The organism is Psychroflexus sediminis (assembly GCF_900099815.1).
In the GTDB taxonomy this organism is placed as follows: Bacteria; Bacteroidota; Bacteroidia; order Flavobacteriales; family Flavobacteriaceae; genus Psychroflexus; species Psychroflexus sediminis.
This window is the reverse complement of record NZ_FNCW01000001.1, coordinates 205,576-223,003: the sequence shown is the minus strand read 5'-3', so window position 1 is coordinate 223,003 and position 17,428 is coordinate 205,576. Positions and strand designations below refer to the sequence as shown.

The 17,428-nt window shown below is 37.6% G+C and carries 19 protein-coding genes; 9 read left to right on the top strand and 10 right to left on the bottom strand.

Features of this window, described 5'->3' with window-relative positions; all coding sequences use genetic code 11:
• Position 1 precedes the first annotated feature (1 nt).
• Complete coding sequence (locus BLP81_RS00970; RefSeq protein WP_093364437.1) at positions 2 to 1,369, bottom strand: saccharopine dehydrogenase family protein; 1,368 nt, start codon at positions 1,367 to 1,369, stop codon at positions 2 to 4.
• Between the two features lie 69 nt (positions 1,370 to 1,438).
• On the opposite strand from BLP81_RS00970, the gene BLP81_RS00965 reads away from it, so the two are divergent.
• Positions 1,439 to 1,837 carry a DUF423 domain-containing protein gene (locus BLP81_RS00965; protein WP_093364434.1) on the top strand — a complete coding sequence of 133 codons (399 nt, stop codon included), beginning with the start codon at positions 1,439 to 1,441 and terminating at the stop codon, positions 1,835 to 1,837.
• Between the two features lie 68 nt (positions 1,838 to 1,905).
• A complete protein-coding gene (gene pckA / locus BLP81_RS00960; RefSeq protein ID WP_093364432.1) occupies positions 1,906 to 3,501 on the top strand; it encodes a phosphoenolpyruvate carboxykinase (ATP) in 1,596 nt (531 codons plus the stop codon).
• Between the two features lie 70 nt (positions 3,502 to 3,571).
• Here the strand turns inward: pckA and BLP81_RS00955 are convergent, their stop codons facing one another.
• Together BLP81_RS00955 and BLP81_RS00950 are read right to left on the bottom strand one after the other, a co-directional pair.
• Positions 3,572 to 4,309, bottom strand: a complete 738-nt coding sequence (locus BLP81_RS00955) for a uroporphyrinogen-III synthase (protein ID WP_093364429.1) — start codon at positions 4,307 to 4,309, stop codon at positions 3,572 to 3,574.
• Between the two features lie 26 nt (positions 4,310 to 4,335).
• The gene (locus tag BLP81_RS00950) at positions 4,336 to 5,004 is read right to left on the bottom strand and encodes a DUF4271 domain-containing protein (RefSeq protein ID WP_245686389.1); all 669 of its coding nucleotides are present in this window, start codon (positions 5,002 to 5,004) and stop codon (positions 4,336 to 4,338) included.
• Between the two features lie 80 nt (positions 5,005 to 5,084).
• On the opposite strand from BLP81_RS00950, the gene BLP81_RS00945 reads away from it, so the two are divergent.
• The 3 genes from BLP81_RS00945 to BLP81_RS00935 are packed head-to-tail and all read left to right on the top strand — an operon-like array spanning position 5,085 to position 7,617.
• On the top strand, positions 5,085 to 5,810 hold the full coding sequence (locus tag BLP81_RS00945) for a polyprenol monophosphomannose synthase (protein WP_093364422.1): 726 nt from the start codon (positions 5,085 to 5,087) through the stop codon (positions 5,808 to 5,810).
• A gap of 3 nt (positions 5,811 to 5,813) precedes the next feature.
• Positions 5,814 to 7,154, top strand: a complete 1,341-nt coding sequence (locus tag BLP81_RS00940) for a dihydroorotase (RefSeq protein ID WP_093364419.1) — start codon at positions 5,814 to 5,816, stop codon at positions 7,152 to 7,154.
• A gap of 1 nt (position 7,155) precedes the next feature.
• Positions 7,156 to 7,617, top strand: a complete 462-nt coding sequence (locus BLP81_RS00935) for a DUF4296 domain-containing protein (RefSeq protein WP_093364712.1) — start codon at positions 7,156 to 7,158, stop codon at positions 7,615 to 7,617.
• 45 nt (positions 7,618 to 7,662) lie between these two features.
• On the opposite strand, the gene BLP81_RS00930 is transcribed toward BLP81_RS00935, so the two are convergent.
• A complete protein-coding gene (locus BLP81_RS00930; protein WP_245686388.1) occupies positions 7,663 to 8,658 on the bottom strand; it encodes an SDR family oxidoreductase in 996 nt (331 codons plus the stop codon).
• A 73-nt stretch (positions 8,659 to 8,731) separates the two neighbouring features.
• Between BLP81_RS00930 and tyrS the strand changes: the two genes are divergently transcribed.
• From tyrS to BLP81_RS00910, 3 genes are all read left to right on the top strand, one after another.
• Positions 8,732 to 10,027: a tyrosine--tRNA ligase gene (gene tyrS / locus BLP81_RS00925; protein WP_093364413.1), complete on the top strand. Its 1,296-nt coding sequence runs from the start codon at positions 8,732 to 8,734 to the stop codon at positions 10,025 to 10,027.
• A gap of 338 nt (positions 10,028 to 10,365) precedes the next feature.
• The gene (locus BLP81_RS00915) at positions 10,366 to 11,130 is read left to right on the top strand and encodes an exodeoxyribonuclease III (RefSeq protein WP_093364407.1); all 765 of its coding nucleotides are present in this window, start codon (positions 10,366 to 10,368) and stop codon (positions 11,128 to 11,130) included.
• A gap of 44 nt (positions 11,131 to 11,174) precedes the next feature.
• Positions 11,175 to 12,134 (top strand): OmpA/MotB family protein, encoded by a 960-nt coding sequence (locus BLP81_RS00910; protein WP_093364710.1) that lies wholly within the window; start codon positions 11,175 to 11,177, stop codon positions 12,132 to 12,134.
• Positions 12,135 to 12,172: 38 nt separating this feature from the next.
• Here BLP81_RS00910 and BLP81_RS00905 read toward each other — a convergent pair whose 3' ends face one another.
• Genes BLP81_RS00905 through BLP81_RS00880 form a run of 6 tightly spaced genes read right to left on the bottom strand, consistent with a single transcriptional unit; the run spans position 12,173 to position 15,749 of the window.
• Positions 12,173 to 12,841 (bottom strand): response regulator, encoded by a 669-nt coding sequence (locus BLP81_RS00905; RefSeq protein WP_093364404.1) that lies wholly within the window; start codon positions 12,839 to 12,841, stop codon positions 12,173 to 12,175.
• A gap of 5 nt (positions 12,842 to 12,846) precedes the next feature.
• On the bottom strand, positions 12,847 to 14,853 hold the full coding sequence (locus BLP81_RS00900) for a tetratricopeptide repeat-containing sensor histidine kinase (RefSeq protein ID WP_093364401.1): 2,007 nt from the start codon (positions 14,851 to 14,853) through the stop codon (positions 12,847 to 12,849).
• Positions 14,854 to 14,896: 43 nt separating this feature from the next.
• Positions 14,897 to 15,076, bottom strand: a complete 180-nt coding sequence (locus BLP81_RS00895) for a hypothetical protein (protein ID WP_093364398.1) — start codon at positions 15,074 to 15,076, stop codon at positions 14,897 to 14,899.
• Positions 15,077 to 15,119: 43 nt separating this feature from the next.
• A complete protein-coding gene (locus tag BLP81_RS00890) occupies positions 15,120 to 15,299 on the bottom strand; it encodes a hypothetical protein (RefSeq protein ID WP_093364398.1) in 180 nt (59 codons plus the stop codon).
• Between the two features lie 45 nt (positions 15,300 to 15,344).
• On the bottom strand, positions 15,345 to 15,524 hold the full coding sequence (locus tag BLP81_RS00885) for a hypothetical protein (RefSeq protein WP_093364398.1): 180 nt from the start codon (positions 15,522 to 15,524) through the stop codon (positions 15,345 to 15,347).
• A 45-nt stretch (positions 15,525 to 15,569) separates the two neighbouring features.
• Positions 15,570 to 15,749 (bottom strand): hypothetical protein, encoded by a 180-nt coding sequence (locus BLP81_RS00880; RefSeq protein ID WP_093364398.1) that lies wholly within the window; start codon positions 15,747 to 15,749, stop codon positions 15,570 to 15,572.
• Positions 15,750 to 16,919: 1,170 nt separating this feature from the next.
• Between BLP81_RS00880 and BLP81_RS00875 the strand changes: the two genes are divergently transcribed.
• Positions 16,920 to 17,258 (top strand): single-stranded DNA-binding protein, encoded by a 339-nt coding sequence (locus BLP81_RS00875; RefSeq protein WP_093364395.1) that lies wholly within the window; start codon positions 16,920 to 16,922, stop codon positions 17,256 to 17,258.
• Positions 17,259 to 17,428 lie beyond the last annotated feature (170 nt).

The window sequence follows — 17,428 nt, the reverse complement described above, 5'->3', positions numbered from 1 at the left end:
CCTATAAAAGCTGGTCTGGATTATAGCCCATATATTCTTTTTCTGTTTCTTCAAACTTGATATCATAATCCTCTAGAGTTTTTAAAATGGGATTATAAATTTCCGGATGAATCGGCCTCAGAACACCGGGTTTTTGAATTTCACCGTTTAAGATCTTCAAGGCAGCAATTCCTAAGGGTAAACCTACGGTTTTGGCCATCGCTGTATACGTCTGATCTTCGCCAATGCTCACCATGGTAGAATCGATTTGCTTCTGTTTGCCCTCGAGTTCAAAACCGAATTTATGATACATCACTATCATGTCTTTATCCTCCGCTTTCAAAGTCCACTTTTCTTCCAAGATTTTCTGTAAAGCCTGAGCTGGAGTAGCGTTCTTAATACCAATTTTTTTATCCGAATTGAAAAGGTCCAGCTCAAGGAGTTTATCCCAGATCAAATCGTCCTGATCGATTTTTAAGCTCAATCTCAATTTAAGTTCAACTGAATCTGTAGGTGAATAAGGCAAAAAAGAATTGACAAAGGATCTGTAAGTCATCTCTTCGGTATCCTGCATAGAATAGGTGTCATCTGTCATTCCCAGTTGCACGAAGACATTCCAGGCCTTGCTGAAACCAACCCGGCGTAAAGTCCCTCTGTACAAAGTCGGAATATCTTCCAGGCCATAGATACTTCTATAAGCCAGAGAATTTCTATTGGCCAGGCCTTCAAATCGTCCGTATTTAGGAATCTGTAAAAATTCGGTTCTACGAAAAAGTCGCTGATAGGGAATATATTTATATTGACCTTCCTGTATAAACTCAGCTGCGCCGCCTTGTCCAGCTACCACCACATTTCTTGGATTCCAGGTAAATTTATAATTCCAAAGATTATCATCGCTTTCGGGAGCCACCAGGCCACCTGTAAAAGATTCAAAAAGCAGCATCTTCCCGCCTTGCGATCTAATTCGGTCAATCACCTGCATGGCACTCATATGGTCCACCCCGGGGTCCACACCAATCTCGTTCATAAACGTCAGTCCTTTTTCCCTCACCTCATCGTCAAGAGCCTGCATCTCTTTGGAGACGTATGAAGCCGTCACCATATTTTTATTGAATTTCAGACAATCCTGCGCTACTTCTATATGAAATCTTGCAGGAAGCATAGAGATCACGATATCTGCGTTTTGTATAGCCTGCTCTCTTGCTGAGGCATCAAAAATATCTAAGGCTAGTGCCGTCGCATGAGCATGATCATTTGCCAAGCTTTGAGCGGATTCGATAGATTTATCTGCAATAATGAGTTTGAATTCTTGAGTTTCGGATTTGCTTAGCAAAAATCTTATAAGTGAAGAAGTAGACTTGCCAGCGCCTATGATTAAGATGGATCTCATGATCTAATATGAATTTTAATGATTAATTTTGAGTAAAATTTGAAATTACATAATATAAAGCACATAGAAATGGAGACTCAAAAAAAGTTGATTTTACTGGGGAGCAGTTTAGGTTTTATCGGAATTATTTTGGGTGCTTTTGCTGCACATGGTCTGGAAAATCTCATTTCTGAAGATGCCATAGCTACATTTGAGACCGGCGTAAAATATCAAATTTATCATTCCCTGTTTTTGATGTTTCTGTCTTCTCAAAAATTTACAACTCCAAGGTTAAACAAAACCATTTTTTGGTTAATTCTTTTAGGTGTCCTTTTTTTTTCTGGCTCTATTTATGGTTTAGCAACCAATGAACTTACAGGCTTTGATTTTAAAAACATAGCATGGATCACGCCTGTAGGGGGAACTCTGCTTATTTTGAGCTGGGCCTTAGTCTTTTTTAATCTTTTAAAAAAACCTGATAATTTATAAGAATTAGCTTCTCCATTTAAATTTAAACTCATTAGATTTGTATGCCATAACAACAACACAACAATATTATGAGTAATTTAAATGAAATTACGAAAACGATTGAGTTAGAAAAGTATGGCATCCATTCCAAATCCGTTAACTATCAGCTCTCCCCTAAAGAATTACACAAAATCACTCTTGAGAAAGAACAGGGTGTTGAAGCAGATTCTGGTGCCTTAGCCATAAACACCGGTGAATTTACGGGACGTTCTCCCAAGGATCGATTTATTGTAAAAGACGACATCACCAAAGACGAAGTGTGGTGGAGTGAAATCAACCTTGCTTTTAAACCAAGCAAATTTGATAAACTCTACGATAAAGTAGTGAATTATTTGAGCGGTAAAGAGCTTTATGTAAGAGATGCATATGCCTGTGCCGATGATAACTACCGCCTGAACATAAGACATATCAATGAATTGCCCTGGAGTAATATGTTTGCGTATAATATGTTTTTGCGCCCTACTGAAGAAGAGTTAGAAAACTTTACACCAGAATGGACTGTCGTTAATGCTCCAGGCTTTATGGCAGATCCTGAGGTTGACGGTACACGAGCTCATAATTTTGCCATACTCAATTTCACACGTAAAATAGCTTTGATTGGAGGGACTGGCTATACAGGTGAAATTAAAAAAGGTATTTTTTCGGCCCTCAACTTTATACTTCCTGTCATGAAGAACACCTTACCCATGCATTGCTCTGCCAATGTGGGTAAAGAAGGTGATACGGCAATATTTTTCGGTCTTTCAGGAACAGGGAAAACCACCCTCTCTGCAGACCCCCACAGAAAGCTCATAGGCGATGATGAGCATGGCTGGACCAATGAAAATACGGTATTCAATTTTGAAGGAGGTTGTTATGCTAAAGTGATAAATCTCTCGAGAGAAAACGAACAAGAAATTTATGATGCCATAAAACCGGGAGCACTCCTGGAAAATGTGATCTTAAAAAACGGCAAAGTGGATTTCACCAATAGCAGTATCACTCAAAATACACGGGTGAGTTACCCCATTCACCATATCGATAATTTACAACCCAACTCAGTAGGTAAAAACCCAAAAAATATATTTTTCTTGACCGCAGATGCGTTTGGGGTCCTGCCTCCTATCAGTAAACTTACACCGGGACAAGCTGCATTTCATTTTATAAGTGGTTATACCGCCAAAGTAGCGGGAACAGAAGCAGGGGTAACAGAACCTATACCAAGCTTTTCGGCCTGTTTTGGCGCTCCGTTTATGCCACTTCACCCAGCAAGGTATGGTGAAATGCTAAGTAAAAAAATGAAAGATGCCGGAGTAAACGTTTGGTTAATCAATACGGGCTGGACAGGAGGCCCTTACGGGACAGGAAGCAGAATGAAGCTTAAATATACAAGAGCCATGATTACAGCGGCCTTGGAAGGACAATTGGATAGCGTGGAGTACACTACCCATGAAATCTTCAATATAGCTACACCAAAGACCTGCCCCGGCGTTCCAACTGAGGTATTGAATCCCCGGGATACCTGGGCGGACCAGGAAGCCTATGATGCAAAAGCCAAAACGCTTGCTAAATCCTTTAAGGATAATTTCAAAAAATTTGAAGCTTATGCAGATTCAGAAATCATAGAAGGCGCTCCTAAGGCCTGATGCTTTATAAAAACACAACAAAGCCGAAACAGTGATGTTTCGGCTTTGTATTTTGTATTAAAAAATAAGATTAATTTTCCTTTATATAATTTTCTAAAGCCATCGTCATGGATGGGTTTTGAGGGGTTGGCGCTTGTATTTGAACTTTCAATCCTTTTTCCTCGGCAGCTTTTATAGTTGAATTGCCAAAGGCGGCTATTCTTGTATTCTTTTGCTCGAAATCCGGGAAGTTCTCGTATAAAGATTTGATACCACTTGGACTGAAGAAGACCACGACATCGTAAGAAACTTCTCTTAAGTGTGATAAATCGCTTACAACGGTTTTATAAAAAATACCCCTTGTCCAATCTACACCAAGCTTATCTAGCTGTTGAGGTACAATCGGTTTCAGCATATCGGATGAAGGGAGCAAAAACTTTTCATCCTTATGTTTTTTTATACTGGCTTCAAGCTCCTGAAAGGTTCTTTTTCCAACATAAATCTTACGCTTTCTATAGACCACATACTTTTGAAGATAATAGGCCACAGCTTCACTCAAACAAAAATATTTAAGACTATCCGGTATCTTATACCTCATTTCTTCCGCAATCCTGAAAAAGTGATCTACCGCATTTCTACTTGTCAGTATAATAGCAGAAAACTTGGTAATATCGATTTTCTGCTGCCTCACCTGTTTGGAATCTACAGGCTCTACATGAATAAAAGGGATAAAATCAATTTTGATTTTGAGCTTATCTTCGAGTTCAGAATAAGGAGAGTGATCAACGTTAGGTTTTGGTTGTGAAATCAGAATATTTTTCACTTTCATATAGCTTAGTTTTTTCTTACACTTACCTAATTGATTGATTTTAAAAATTTTAAAATTATTAAGTAAGGTGCAATTTCAAAAGCGCAAAGGTATAAAATAAAATAAAACCAATAAGATAAAATATGCTTTTGATACAATCTTATAAAGGAGAAGAGCTTATATACATAAATCGAAATTAAAACACCGGCAATAGCGTACACCACTGAACTGTTATCTATATTTTGAAAATAAAGGAGCAGGCCCGCAGGAAAAAGGAAAAATAAACTGAGCCAGCTTAAAACACCTTGTTTATAAAACAAATAACGGCCTACCAGTTGGTCTAATTCAAAAAGGTCTCCAATGATTTTTTCGATTAAATATTTACTTAGCAAAATAAAAGTTGCTAAAAACAGAATCTGTAAATAAACTACACTTGAAAAAGCACCTTCGCTTAAGATGACAAAAACGAAAAATGAAATTCCAAATAAGCTGGCTATAAACACTAAAACTTCAGATAAGTCAATTCTTCTTTTTTCAATAAATTTTCTAGAATAAAAACTCGAATTAAACAGGGAACTCCCAAAAGAAACGATATAATTGTCTTTATTCCATTTCAAAACAACGAGAAGTATAAGAATAAACAAAGTTATTCCTATTACCCAATGGTGATTCTGTACTGGTCTTAAAGCTAAAAACAAATGTGAAGTTTGTAGCAAATGTAAATTAAAATGAACTTTTATAGACGACTATTAGCTTGTAAAATATATATTTGTTACCCAACTTTCAAGCAGATTTGATGCCTCAAAAATTAGTCATCATACCAACCTATAACGAAATTGAAAATATTGAGAAGATTATCAAAAATATTTTCTCCCAACCTGTGGATTTCGAAATTTTGGTAGTAGATGATTCCTCACCCGACAGAACCTGGGCTCTAGTTCAAAAACTCCAGCAGGATTTCGAAGGTAAATTACATTTGGAAATCAGAGCTGATAAAAGTGGCTTGGGCAAAGCTTATCTTCACGGTTTCAAATGGGCCCTGGAAAGGTCTTACGATTACATTTTTGAAATGGATGCAGATTTTTCACACAACCCCAATGATCTCATCAGGCTTTATAACTCCTGCCTAAAAGACAATTATGACATGTCTATCGGTTCGCGATACATCACAGGGGTAAATGTCATCAACTGGCCTATGAAACGGGTATTATTATCCTGGCTAGCTTCCAAGTATGTCAAAATAATCACAAGAATACCAATTGAAGACACTACAGCAGGATTCATTTGTTATCGCCGTAAAGTCCTTGAAAGCATAGACTTGGATAAAATCAGATTTGTTGGCTATGCTTTTCAAATAGAAATGAAATTTAAAGCCTACAGAAAAGGATTTCGACTCAAGGAAATACCTGTTATCTTTACAGATCGAACCAAAGGCAAATCCAAAATGAGCGGTGGAATCATAAAAGAAGCCGTTTTTGGTGTTATCACCTTAAAGCTAAAAAGCCTTTGGGGAAAAATTTGAATTATGGGAGAATATCTAATCAAAAATGCTAAAATCGTTAACGAAAACAAGATTTTCGAAGGCGACGTTCATATTAAAGACAATTTCATCGTAGAAGTGTCTAACTCAATCAGTGCCAAATCTAGTCATATTAAAATTATTGATGCGGATGGGAAATATCTCATTCCTGGGATTATAGATGATCAGGTCCACTTTAGAGAACCAGGCTTAACTCACAAAGAGACGACTCTTACAGGATCACGCGCTGCTGTTGCCGGAGGTATCACTTCTTATTTTGAAATGCCAAACACCAATCCACAGACAACCAGCATAGAAAAACTGGAAGAAAAATTCGCTCTGGCTAAAGATAATTCGTACGCCAATTATTCTTTTATGTTTGGCGGAACCAATGATAACCTGGAAGAAATCAAAAAAATAAACCCAAAAACCACAGCAGCTCTTAAGCTGTTTCTGGGTTCCTCAACAGGTAATATGCTGGTCGATAATGAAAAGGTTTTAGAAGAAATATTTAAACATTCACCCTTAATTATCGCTACCCACTGCGAAGATGAAGACACGGTTCAAAAAAATTTAGAAACTTACCTCAAAAAGTACGGGGAAGATATTCCAATTCATCTTCATCCAAAAATCAGAAGTGAAGAAGCTTGTTATTTATCTTCTTCCAAAGCTGTTGCCCTTGCTAAAAAAACAGGCGCCAGACTGCATGTTTTTCATCTTTCTACAGCTAAAGAATTGAAGTTGTTTTCGAATAAACTTCCTTTAGCAAAGAAAAAGATCACTGCAGAGGTCTGTATTCATCACCTGTGGTTTGATGAATCGGACTATAAGGAGAAAGGAACCTATATCAAGTGGAACCCGGCTGTAAAAACTAAAAAAGACAGAACCGAACTGCTCAAGGCCCTGGATAAAAATCTTTTGGATGTGGTTGCCACAGACCACGCTCCGCATACTAAAGAAGAAAAAAACAACGTTTACACAAAAGCTCCAAGCGGGGGACCACTTGTTCAACATGCGTTACCCGCCATGCTGGAATTTTATCATCAGGGAAAATTATCTCTTGAAAAAATTGTGGAAAAGATGTGCCATAACCCCGCCATCCTGTTTGATGTCGATAAGCGAGGGTTTATTAGAGAGGGTTATAAGGCAGATTTAGTTCTTATAGATATGCAGACGCCCTGGACGGTAAATTCCAGAAATATTTTTTACAAATGCGGCTGGTCTCCCTTTGAAGGAAGTAGTTTCAAATCCAGAGTATCCCATACCTTCGTCAATGGACATCTGGTTTTTGAAAATTTCAAATTTAATGAAGGCCTTTTTGGAGAACGCCTTGAATTTAACAGATAATATGAAAGCAATCAAGTGTTTAAGTTTACTTGTTTTTGTCTTAGTTACAAGTTGCCAGAATGTCGAAGAGATTGAAGAGCCCGAGAATCTCTTGAGTAAATCTGAAATGAAAGATCTTGTTTACGACATGGTGCTGCTGGATGCTGCTGCTGTTGTCAACGAAGAAAAATTAAACGAACTCAATATTGAAATTCTTCAATTCTTATCTCAAAAATACGGTATTGACAGCACAGATCTCAAACAAAACATTCTTTACTATAATTTGAGATTCGATGAAAATTCTGAGATTTTTGAACAGGCTAAGGATAGCATCAAAAGACTTGACAAGGTTTACGATTCCATTTCAAAAATAAGGGACAGTCTTAGAAGATTGGAAAAGAAAAGAAAAGACTCCATCATAAAAATAGAAGCTATTCCTGAAAGCAAAAGAGTATTAAAATATAAAGTAAAAGACTCCATATAAAAATAGAAGCCATTCCTGAAAGCAATAGATTAGTAAAGTTAAAGACTAAGAACGCTCATAAATCGTTTTGGAAAATTCTTCTAAAGTCTCAAATTTAAAATGCAATGCCCCTTTTATCTTTTCCGAAGAATATAAGGAATCCTCAAATAAACTTGGGATAACTTCAAGCGTGAGTTGTCTTTTATACGAAGTAAAAAAAGACCTCAGCACTTCAACACACCAGGCCAGGTAAAGCATCCAAGGTCTAAGTTTTGTCTTAGGACCTGGCTTATCATATAGATCTGCGAAGCGACCAGCCACTTTTTTGAAGGACAGGTTTTCGGAAACAACAAGATACCTTTGGTTTACAATGGGGCTATTCATCAACTGAATCATGATTTTAGACACATCATAAACACCGACAAAACCAGTGGTTTTAGGCGGGTAGAATTTTAATCCTTTTTTGAGTTTATCAAGCAGCACCCCACTCCCCGATTCGTAAAATCCATCACCGAGAATAATGCCAGGGTTGACAATTACCACCTTTAATCCTTCTTGTGAAGCTCTCCAAACTTCCATCTCAGCTCCGTATTTACTTATTTCGTAGGCTGAGGGTTTCTGATCTTCAGCCATTGGCGTTTCTTCAGTTACCTCATCCCCCATAAGCGGTTTACCCATGGCAGCAATTGAACTCACGTGGCAAAATTTATCAATCTTATGATCAATAGACAAATTTACCATATTGGCGGTGCCTTCAATATTGACTTTACGCATTTGTTTATAATCTGAAGGACTATTGCTTATAAAGCCCGCACAATGATAAACCTGTGTGATGTCTTTAAAAGCGATTTCAAGTTTTGGAATGTTGAGTATGTCACAGGCCATCCACTCGACATGCTTAGAGAGATCATCTTTAGAAATATCATATTTAAAAATTACGGCTAAAGCCTGTTGCCTTTTGTGCTCGGTCCTGAATAAAGCTCTTGTATGCTCTTTATTCAGGATAAGTTGAGCCAATACGTGTGCTCCTACAAGTCCGGTTGCTCCAGTGAGTAAATTCATTTGGTAAATATACGAATTTCGAAAGTTGATAATTTTTTCATTATAATATCTTTGTGGCAAATCAAAACAACGCATGAAAAGAGATTTTATAGACGAAGTGACCTGGAGAGGCATGGTGCATGACCTAATGCCTGGCACACAGGAACATCTAAATGAAGGACCGAGAGTAGCTTACGTGGGTATAGATCCTACCGCAGACTCACTGCACATTGGTCACCTGGTAGGTGTAATGATGCTGAGGCATTTCCAACTTGCCGGGCACAAGCCGGTCGCTTTGCTAGGTGGTGCCACAGGCATGATAGGCGATCCTTCTGGAAAATCTCAAGAGCGAAATCTCTTGGATGAAGAAACCTTGAGGCATAATCAAAATGCCTTAAAGCATCAGCTTTCCAAATTTTTAGATTTTAAAACTGAAGACGAGAATTCAGCTCAACTGGTTAATAATTACGACTGGATGAAAGACTTTTCCTTCCTGGATTTCATCAGAGATGTGGGCAAACACATTACCGTCAATTACATGATGTCCAAGGATTCAGTAAAAAAGCGTTTATCATCAGAGTCTAAGGACGGGATGAGTTTTACGGAATTCACCTACCAGTTAGTTCAAGGTTATGATTTCTTACATTTATACCGTACACAGGACTGCACCCTGCAAATGGGAGGAAGTGACCAGTGGGGAAATATCACCACAGGAACAGAACTGATAAGACGCATCGATCAGGGCAAAGGTTTTGCGTTGACTTGCCCTCTAATCACTAAAGCTGACGGCACCAAATTTGGAAAAACAGCAACAGGAAACATCTGGCTGGATCCCGATAAAACTTCGCCTTACAAATTCTATCAGTATTGGATCAATACCAGTGATGAAGACGCGGAAAAATTCATTAAAATATTCACTTTCCTCACAAAAGAAGACATTGAAGCTCTTGTCAGGTCTCATAAAGAAGAGCCGCATTTAAGAGCCTTACAAAGCAAGCTGGCTGATGAAATCACAGCCACTGTTCATTCTAAGGAAGCCCTGGAAAAAGCCAAAGAAGCCTCTCAGGTTTTATTTGGAAAAAGCACTGAAGAAGATCTAGCCAAATTGGACGAAGCCACTTTTCTTGATGTGTTTGAAGGGGTTCCTCTTAAAGAACTGAATAAAGACTTATTAGAAAACGGACTGGATATGATCGCTGCCCTTTCTGCTGAAACCAATTTTCTAAAATCCAATGGAGAAGCAAGGCGAGCTCTTAAAGAAAACTCCATTTCTGTGAATAAAACCAAGGTAGGACTGGACTATGTTCTTACGGAATCTGACCTGATCAACGGAAAATATGTGTTGATAAACAAAGGAAAGAAGAACACTTATCTGATTAAATTTGATTAGAAGGGGACAGGATTTTTAAAAAGGCTTTCTAAGGAAAGTCTTTTTTTAGTTCCTAAAATGGCTAAAAACAGAAAAGCCTTGAACTAGCGTTCAAGGCTTTTCTTAACTAACCAATCTATTATGAAAAAACTTCATCCTGGTACAAATGTAAGACACATATTCTTTTCTGAAAAGCAAAAACAAAGTATTTGTAAATAATTAACACACCAAAACTCAAAAATATTTCATTTTTCAGCAATTTAAAAAGTCTGTCGGCTGAAAATAATTTGGCTGTAAAATATAGGCTGCAGCAAGAATGATGTTGAACAGGATTCCTTATTTTTGAGACAAAAGAAAACATGAAGATTATATCATATAATGTGAACGGCATTCGTGCCGCCCTTAAGAAAGGACTTGTAGATTGGCTGAAAGCAACAGATGCAGATGTGGTTTGTTTCCAGGAAACCAAGGCTCAGCCGGAACAAATAGACGATTCTATTTTTGAAAACCTCGGCTACAGGTATTGCTACTGGTACTCCGCAGAGAAAAAAGGCTATAGCAGTGTGGGTATTATTTCTAAAATCGAACCTCAGCACGTGGAATATGGAACAGGAATAGATTATATGGACCATGAAGGCAGAAACTTAAGACTGGATTTTGAAGAGCTCTCCGTGATGAGTTTATACCTCCCCTCGGGAACTAATGATCACCGACTGAGTTATAAATTCACCTATATGGATGATTTCAAAATCTATATTGAGGACTTAAAGAGAAACCTGCCCAACCTGGTTGTTTGCGGCGATTATAATATTTGCCATGAAGCTATAGATATTCACGATCCCGTGAGGTTAAAAACCGTGTCTGGTTTTCTTCCTGCAGAACGGGAATGGCTGTCCCTTTTTCTCAGCGAATCTGGTTTTGTAGATTCCTTTAGAAAGATGAACGAAGATGTAGTGCAGTATTCCTGGTGGAGTTACAGAGCCAATGCCAGACAGAATAACAAGGGCTGGAGACTGGATTACCTTTTGGTGTCGGATGAAATAGAAGACAGAATTTCAAGATCTGTGATTTTGCCTGAGGCAAAGCATAGTGATCATTGTCCTGTCCTCTTAGAATTGAAATAAAATTTAAAAATCATCGTTTTAAAACTTCCTATAACCAAAGTCAAATGAAACTATTAAGATATTTATTAATCGGATTCTTAAGCCTAAACCTAATAGGCTGTGTCAGTCAGAAGAAATTTTTAGAACTTGAAGAGGATTATTATGCGCTTCGAGGCGTCAATGAAGAACTCAGCAGAAAGCTGGAGGAATGTAAGTCAGAAAAAATAGCACTTCAAGACGAATTGAATTATTCCAAAGACCGTATAGAAATTTTAAAAGCACAGCGCGACGATCTTTTAGCCGATTATACAGCCAGCAAAAGTACTCTGGAGAAATTGAGAGCATCCTATGATGCTTTGGAGCAAAATAGCTCTCAGGCTCTTTCTGAAAATTCAAAACAAAACCGGGAATTGCTTCAAAAACTGGAAGACAAGGAAATTGCTCTCGCTAAAGAGCAAAATCGATTGGAGCAGCTTCAAAAAGACCTGCAGGCCAGGTTACAGCGTATCCAGGAATTAGAAGGCTTAATAGCTCAAAAGGAGCAGAAAATGAAAAATCTGAAAGACAATCTGTCTCGAGCCTTAACTAATTTTGAAGGCCAGGGCCTTAGTGTGGAGATGAGAAATGGTAAGGTGTATGTTTCCATGGAAAACAAACTCTTATTTGCCTCTGGAAGCTGGAATGTGGGTAGCGAAGGAAAAAAAGCTGTACAGGAACTCGCCAAGGTCCTGGCTCAAAATCCAGACATAGCCGTGCTGATAGAAGGGCATACCGATAATGTCCCATATGGAGGAACTGGCGCCATTAACGACAACTGGGATTTATCTACCAAACGAGCCACTGAAGTATTAAAACTACTCTTGAAAAATGATACTATAAATCCTCAAAACTTAACGGCGGCTGGAAAAGGTGAGTATGTACCCCTGGCTCCAAATACTACTGAAGAAGGCAGAGCTAAAAACAGGCGAATTGAAGTCGTTTTAACCCCTAAACTCGATGAGATTTCAAAGTTGCTGAACGAGTGACTCGTGATGGCTATTATACATTCAAAAGAGAAAGGATTTTAGAGAAAGCCTTTCTCTTTTGCTTTTTCTAAAAGAATCTTGTCATTGGTATTAGAAATATCAAAAAACTGCTTCATCTGTTTTTTTCGCTTTTCTATAGCGCTGAGAGAAAGACCCATATGTTCTGGAAGGTTTTTGGTCAAAATTCCCTGAGATAACAAATAGAGTATTTTTAAATTATCTTCATCTATATTATGGGAAAATTCGACCGTTCGCTTCAACATTTGGTGAACCGTGGCGCTTTGGTAGGTCTTGCCGTTAAGCAAGTTTTCTATGGCTGAAATTAAGATGTCTGGATTGGTGTCTGACTTGACCAGAAAACCATCCGGATCAATTCTCCTCATGACGTTTAACACCTTATAGTTGTTTTCCAGCATGGTGCAAATCAATAGTTTAGCTTCAGACTGGCATTTTCTAGCCAGCTTAGCCAAATCTTCTCCAGAATTATATTTCCCGTCTTTACTCCCCGGAAGTGAAAGATCCAGGCAAATAAGATCGTATGCCTGATTTGAATCCATGATATAATCTGCGGCATCAGTGCAATTTTGCGCAGAATCTCTCTTGAATTTTATTTCTTCGTTATTCTCACTTATGATATCCAAAGCCTGTTCGAAGCCAGCAATTATCATGGGGTGATCATCGACAAGTAATACGTTGTAGTTAGGCATGATGTTTAATTAATTGGTATAAAAATACTGATTTTTGTTCCATTTCCTGGTCTGGACTCTATACTTATTTTTCCATGTATATCCTGAACTCGTGATTTTATATTTTTAAGTCCAATTCCAGCCTTTTGACTACTGCTAAAGCCCTTTCCGTCATCTTCTATTATAAATTCGATTTTATTCGCCTCTTCATTGATGCTAAATTTAATAAAAACAAAGCTGGCATTAGCGTGTTTCTGTATATTCATGATTGCTTCCTGAAGAATGCGATAAGTATGCATCTTGATATTGGAAGCGATTGTAGACCAGTTGACCGAATCATCTACCGTTAACTGATGCGTACGCTCCAGCTGAAGCTTGTAGATCAAACCCTGAATGAGATCACCAAATTCTTTGTGCTCATCAAAATAGGTATTGGACAGTTCATGGGATAAATTTCTTATTTGCTTTTCGACATCCATGAGGTTATCGGTAAGTTTTCCGAATTTCTCATCGCCTTTAATGCCTGTTTTATACTTGTAAAACATCAGGTTCATACGGTTGGCATATAGCTCTGTAAGAATGTTATCATGAAGTTCCCTGGCGATACGATCGCGCTCTTCTCGCTTCCCTTCATCTTTTCTTGCACTCTGCATAAGAAGAAGTTCATATATTTTTTCGTCGGCAATCTTTTGATCACGCTCCAGTTCCAGGGCTCTATTTTTGGAGCGCTGAATATAAAGAACGAAAAAAGAACCCCCAATAATGATGATTAAGGAAGAGATAAGAAAGATGACGGTACGCTCTTCCTCCAGCATTTCTGCGCGTTCCATGACTTCGTCAGTTTCAAAACGAATGCGTTCAAACTTATTGCGAACTTTTCGTTCTTCTACCTGTAAACTATCACTAAGGTCTATATAGGAGGTGGTATAAGCATAACTGGTGTCTGGCTGGAGATCTGCCAGCAGCTTCCAGGATTTCAAAATATCCCGGTTGTTGTTATTTTCTTGAGCTGTAGTATTAGCCGCTTTGGCGTACTCGAGAGCTTGAGAAGTGTCTCCAATAAATTCGTAAAACTCTGCAATATGGAGCTGACTTATGGAAATGCCTGCCAGGTGCTCAATGCGTTTTCTGATGTCTAAAGCCTTTTCCATATCGGGTAAGACATTCTGCAGTTCTCCGGTTTCTAGACGGTTATAAGCCAGATTGTCCAGAGCCATCGCGTAGAGATAGGGATCTCTGTCATATAAGTTTTTCGTGGAAAGCGCCTTGCGGTAGTTTTTGATGGCTAACTGATAGTTCTCCATTTTTTCGTAGACGTTGCCGAGATTGTTATAGGTTGCTGCCTGATATAGTTCTGCATCTTCAATTTTCCCGGAAGCCTGTAGACCGTTGTTGTAATAATTGATGGCCACTTCAAAATTCTGGAGGTTATAGTTGGTGACTCCAAGCAGGCTAAAAGCTTTGTATAAAAGTTCGTAATTTCTAGTGTCTTGTGAAATTTCAGCTACTTTAACCAGATTAACTTCGGCCCCTGTAAAATCCTTGGCTTGTCCCTGTATCAAAGCTAAATTATACAGCATCTGCGCATAATTTTCATAATCGCCTACAAGATTATAAAGGTGTTGGGCTTCATTATAAGCATAATAGGCTTGATCTGACCTGTTTTTTGTTAAATAATAATCCCCTAGATTCCAATAGAAATTGGCAAGTGATAAGTTATCATTATATTTTTCAGCTTTTTCTTTTCCAAGTGAATTAATATTTAAATAAATTTCTGAATTCGAATTTAAAGCACGATAATCTAAAGTTTTTAAATATTTGATTTGCAAGCTATCATTTTTAATCTGCTGTATAAATTCAAATGCCCTTTTTAAACTCCTTTTTTTATCTCGATTTTCATCAAATTTCTTAAGATTAGTTAAAATTGAATCTCTAAGTTCTGGATCAACTTCTACGTTTAAATTACTTTCTGAAGGCGATTGACAGCCGTAAATAAAAATAAATACGACAAGATGATATATACATTGCTTCATTAAATCTATCCTTAAATCTTGTCTAATGTACTAAAATTTAAATTTATAAATCACTATCGTCTGGTGGTGTATTTGTCGCTTTATAAACTCTGTTTTCTCCGCCATTTCCAAATACTTCTTCCGGAGTCTGTCCTTCGTACTGATCATCGCTAAAGGATTCCGGTGAGCATCCCGCAAAAAATAATAAACATAGCATGGTGAAAATTCCGATAATTGATTTCATGACTTTAGGTTTTAGAAATTAATAGGTGTTTAATAATTAATGGTTATAAATCACTGTCGTCTGGTGGCGTATTTGTCGCTTTATAAACTCTGTTTTCTCCGCCATTGCCAAATACTTCTTCCGGAGTCTGTCCTTCGTACTGATCATCGCTAAAAGATTCTGGTGAGCATCCTGCGAAAAATAATAAACATAACATGGTAAAAATTCCGATAATTGATTTCATGACTTTAGGTTTTAAAAATTAAATAGGTGTATTATGAATTAATGGTTATAAATCACTGTCGTCTGGTGGCGTATTTGTTGCTTTATAAACTCTGTTCTCTCCGCCATTCCCAAATACTTCTTCAGGAGTCTGTCCTTCGTACTGATCATCGCTAAAGGATTCTGGTGAGCATCCCGCGAAAAATAATAAACATAACATGGTAAAAATTCCGATAATTGATTTCATGACTTTAGGTTTTAAAATTGATAGGTGTTTGTAATGAATTAATGGTTATAAATCACTGTCGTCTGGTGGCGTATTTGTTGCTTTATAAACTCTGTTTTCTCCGCCATTCCCAAATACTTCTTCCGGAGTCTGTCCTTCGTACTGATCATCGCTAAAGGATTCTGGTGAGCATCCCGCGAAAAATAATAAACATAGCATGGTAAAAATTCCGATAATTGATTTCATGATTTTAGGTTTTAAAATTAATAGTTGTGTATAATGAATAATAGGTATAAACCACCCTCATCTGGTGGTATGATTGCTGTTTTATTTTGTTTTCCGGTTTCAAAACCTTTTTTTCGAGATTAAGCATCGCACTCTTCATCGCTAAATCAGTCTGAGAATCCAACTTTGAAACTGTATAAACATGAGGTTGTGAATGTTTCATCCGTAGTTTTCCTGGGTTTTGAGTTTTAATATCAATAGTTGTATTATTATTTTTAATTTACATCCACCTGAAGGTATGCCTTGCCTTAGGTGCTATATTTCCTCTCCTGTCCCAGTTATTCCGGAACTTATCTTTCTCACAGATCTTCCCCAAATGACCCTGGTTAAGATCTTGGAAAAACTGACAAAAACAGTCTCATAAAAGCCCCAGTTCCAGTTGTCCTGAATTTGAGTTTGAAACCACACTTGTGTTTACTGTGCTTAATATTTTCAAATCGCTTTCATCTGCAGTCCTATGTATTGAATTCTATTCCATCTTTAATTTAAAATTTTCTTTTGGAGCTTGCTTTTCATCTTCTATTATTTCTAAACGATTTTAACAAGAACCCAAAATATAATACCCGGAATAATGCGATAATTGCATCAATACTGTCCCTAACATGAGGTCTTAAATTGATGATAACACACTTCTCTAAACAAATGTAAATCAATTAAATACAACTCAATTACGGTTTAACCGTACATTTGTTACGGTAAAACCGTACATTTTTGTTTTAAGCTTTTAGTAGTTCAGGAGTGTTAAAGTTTGATTTGCCTCTCAAAACCCTTATTATATCTGAGTTTAGTCACTTTATAAAGCTCAAGAAGGCCCTATGTACTCTTTTTAGGATGAGTCAATAGAAAACCACAAAAAAAAATCATTGAATTGAAATGTCAGTGATTTTTTTCACCGGCTCCTCTTCTCCCTGGCCTAAAATGATAAAAACCCTTTAATTCAAAGTCTGATATAAAACACACGAATCGTTTACAAACGACTACAAACGGTTGTAAACGTAAGTAAAAGGAAGTAACTGGATAACAGACGACTAGATCTTAAGTAGCACTGCATCTTTGCCTTGTCGATCGGAAATCCCATCGATCTGGCTTGGAGAGTCTGAGTCAGTTTTAAATAATTTAATTTTTATTGTTATGAGTACTTTAAAAAATTCAGTTCAGTTAATGGGCCACTTGGGCCAGGATCCGGAAGTAGTTAATCTAGAGTCTGGAAAGAAATTAGTTAAATTCTCCATCGCTACCAACGAGTTCTATTACGATAGCAGCGGAGAGAAGGTAAGCAGTACCTACTGGCACAATATCGTGGCCTGGGGCAAAACCGCCAGTTTTATTGAAACCTATATCAAGAAAGGTCAGGAAGTCTTAGTAAAAGGCAAACTGGTTCCCCGGTCTTATGAAACCAAAGACGGCGAAAAGCGCTACATCACAGAAATCAATTGTTCTGAGATAGCACCAAGGTCTCAGAAGGCTTAATTCGAATTGATCCAATTTAAAACCCCTGCTTGTTTTGGTAACGAGCAGGGGTTTGCTATCTAAAGATTTAGGGCATTATTAGTTCTGAGAGAACAAGAAGAAACACAATTAATATCACAGACAAAGCTAAATATAAGATTTCAGACTTTTTTTTTCCAACCTCATTCTTC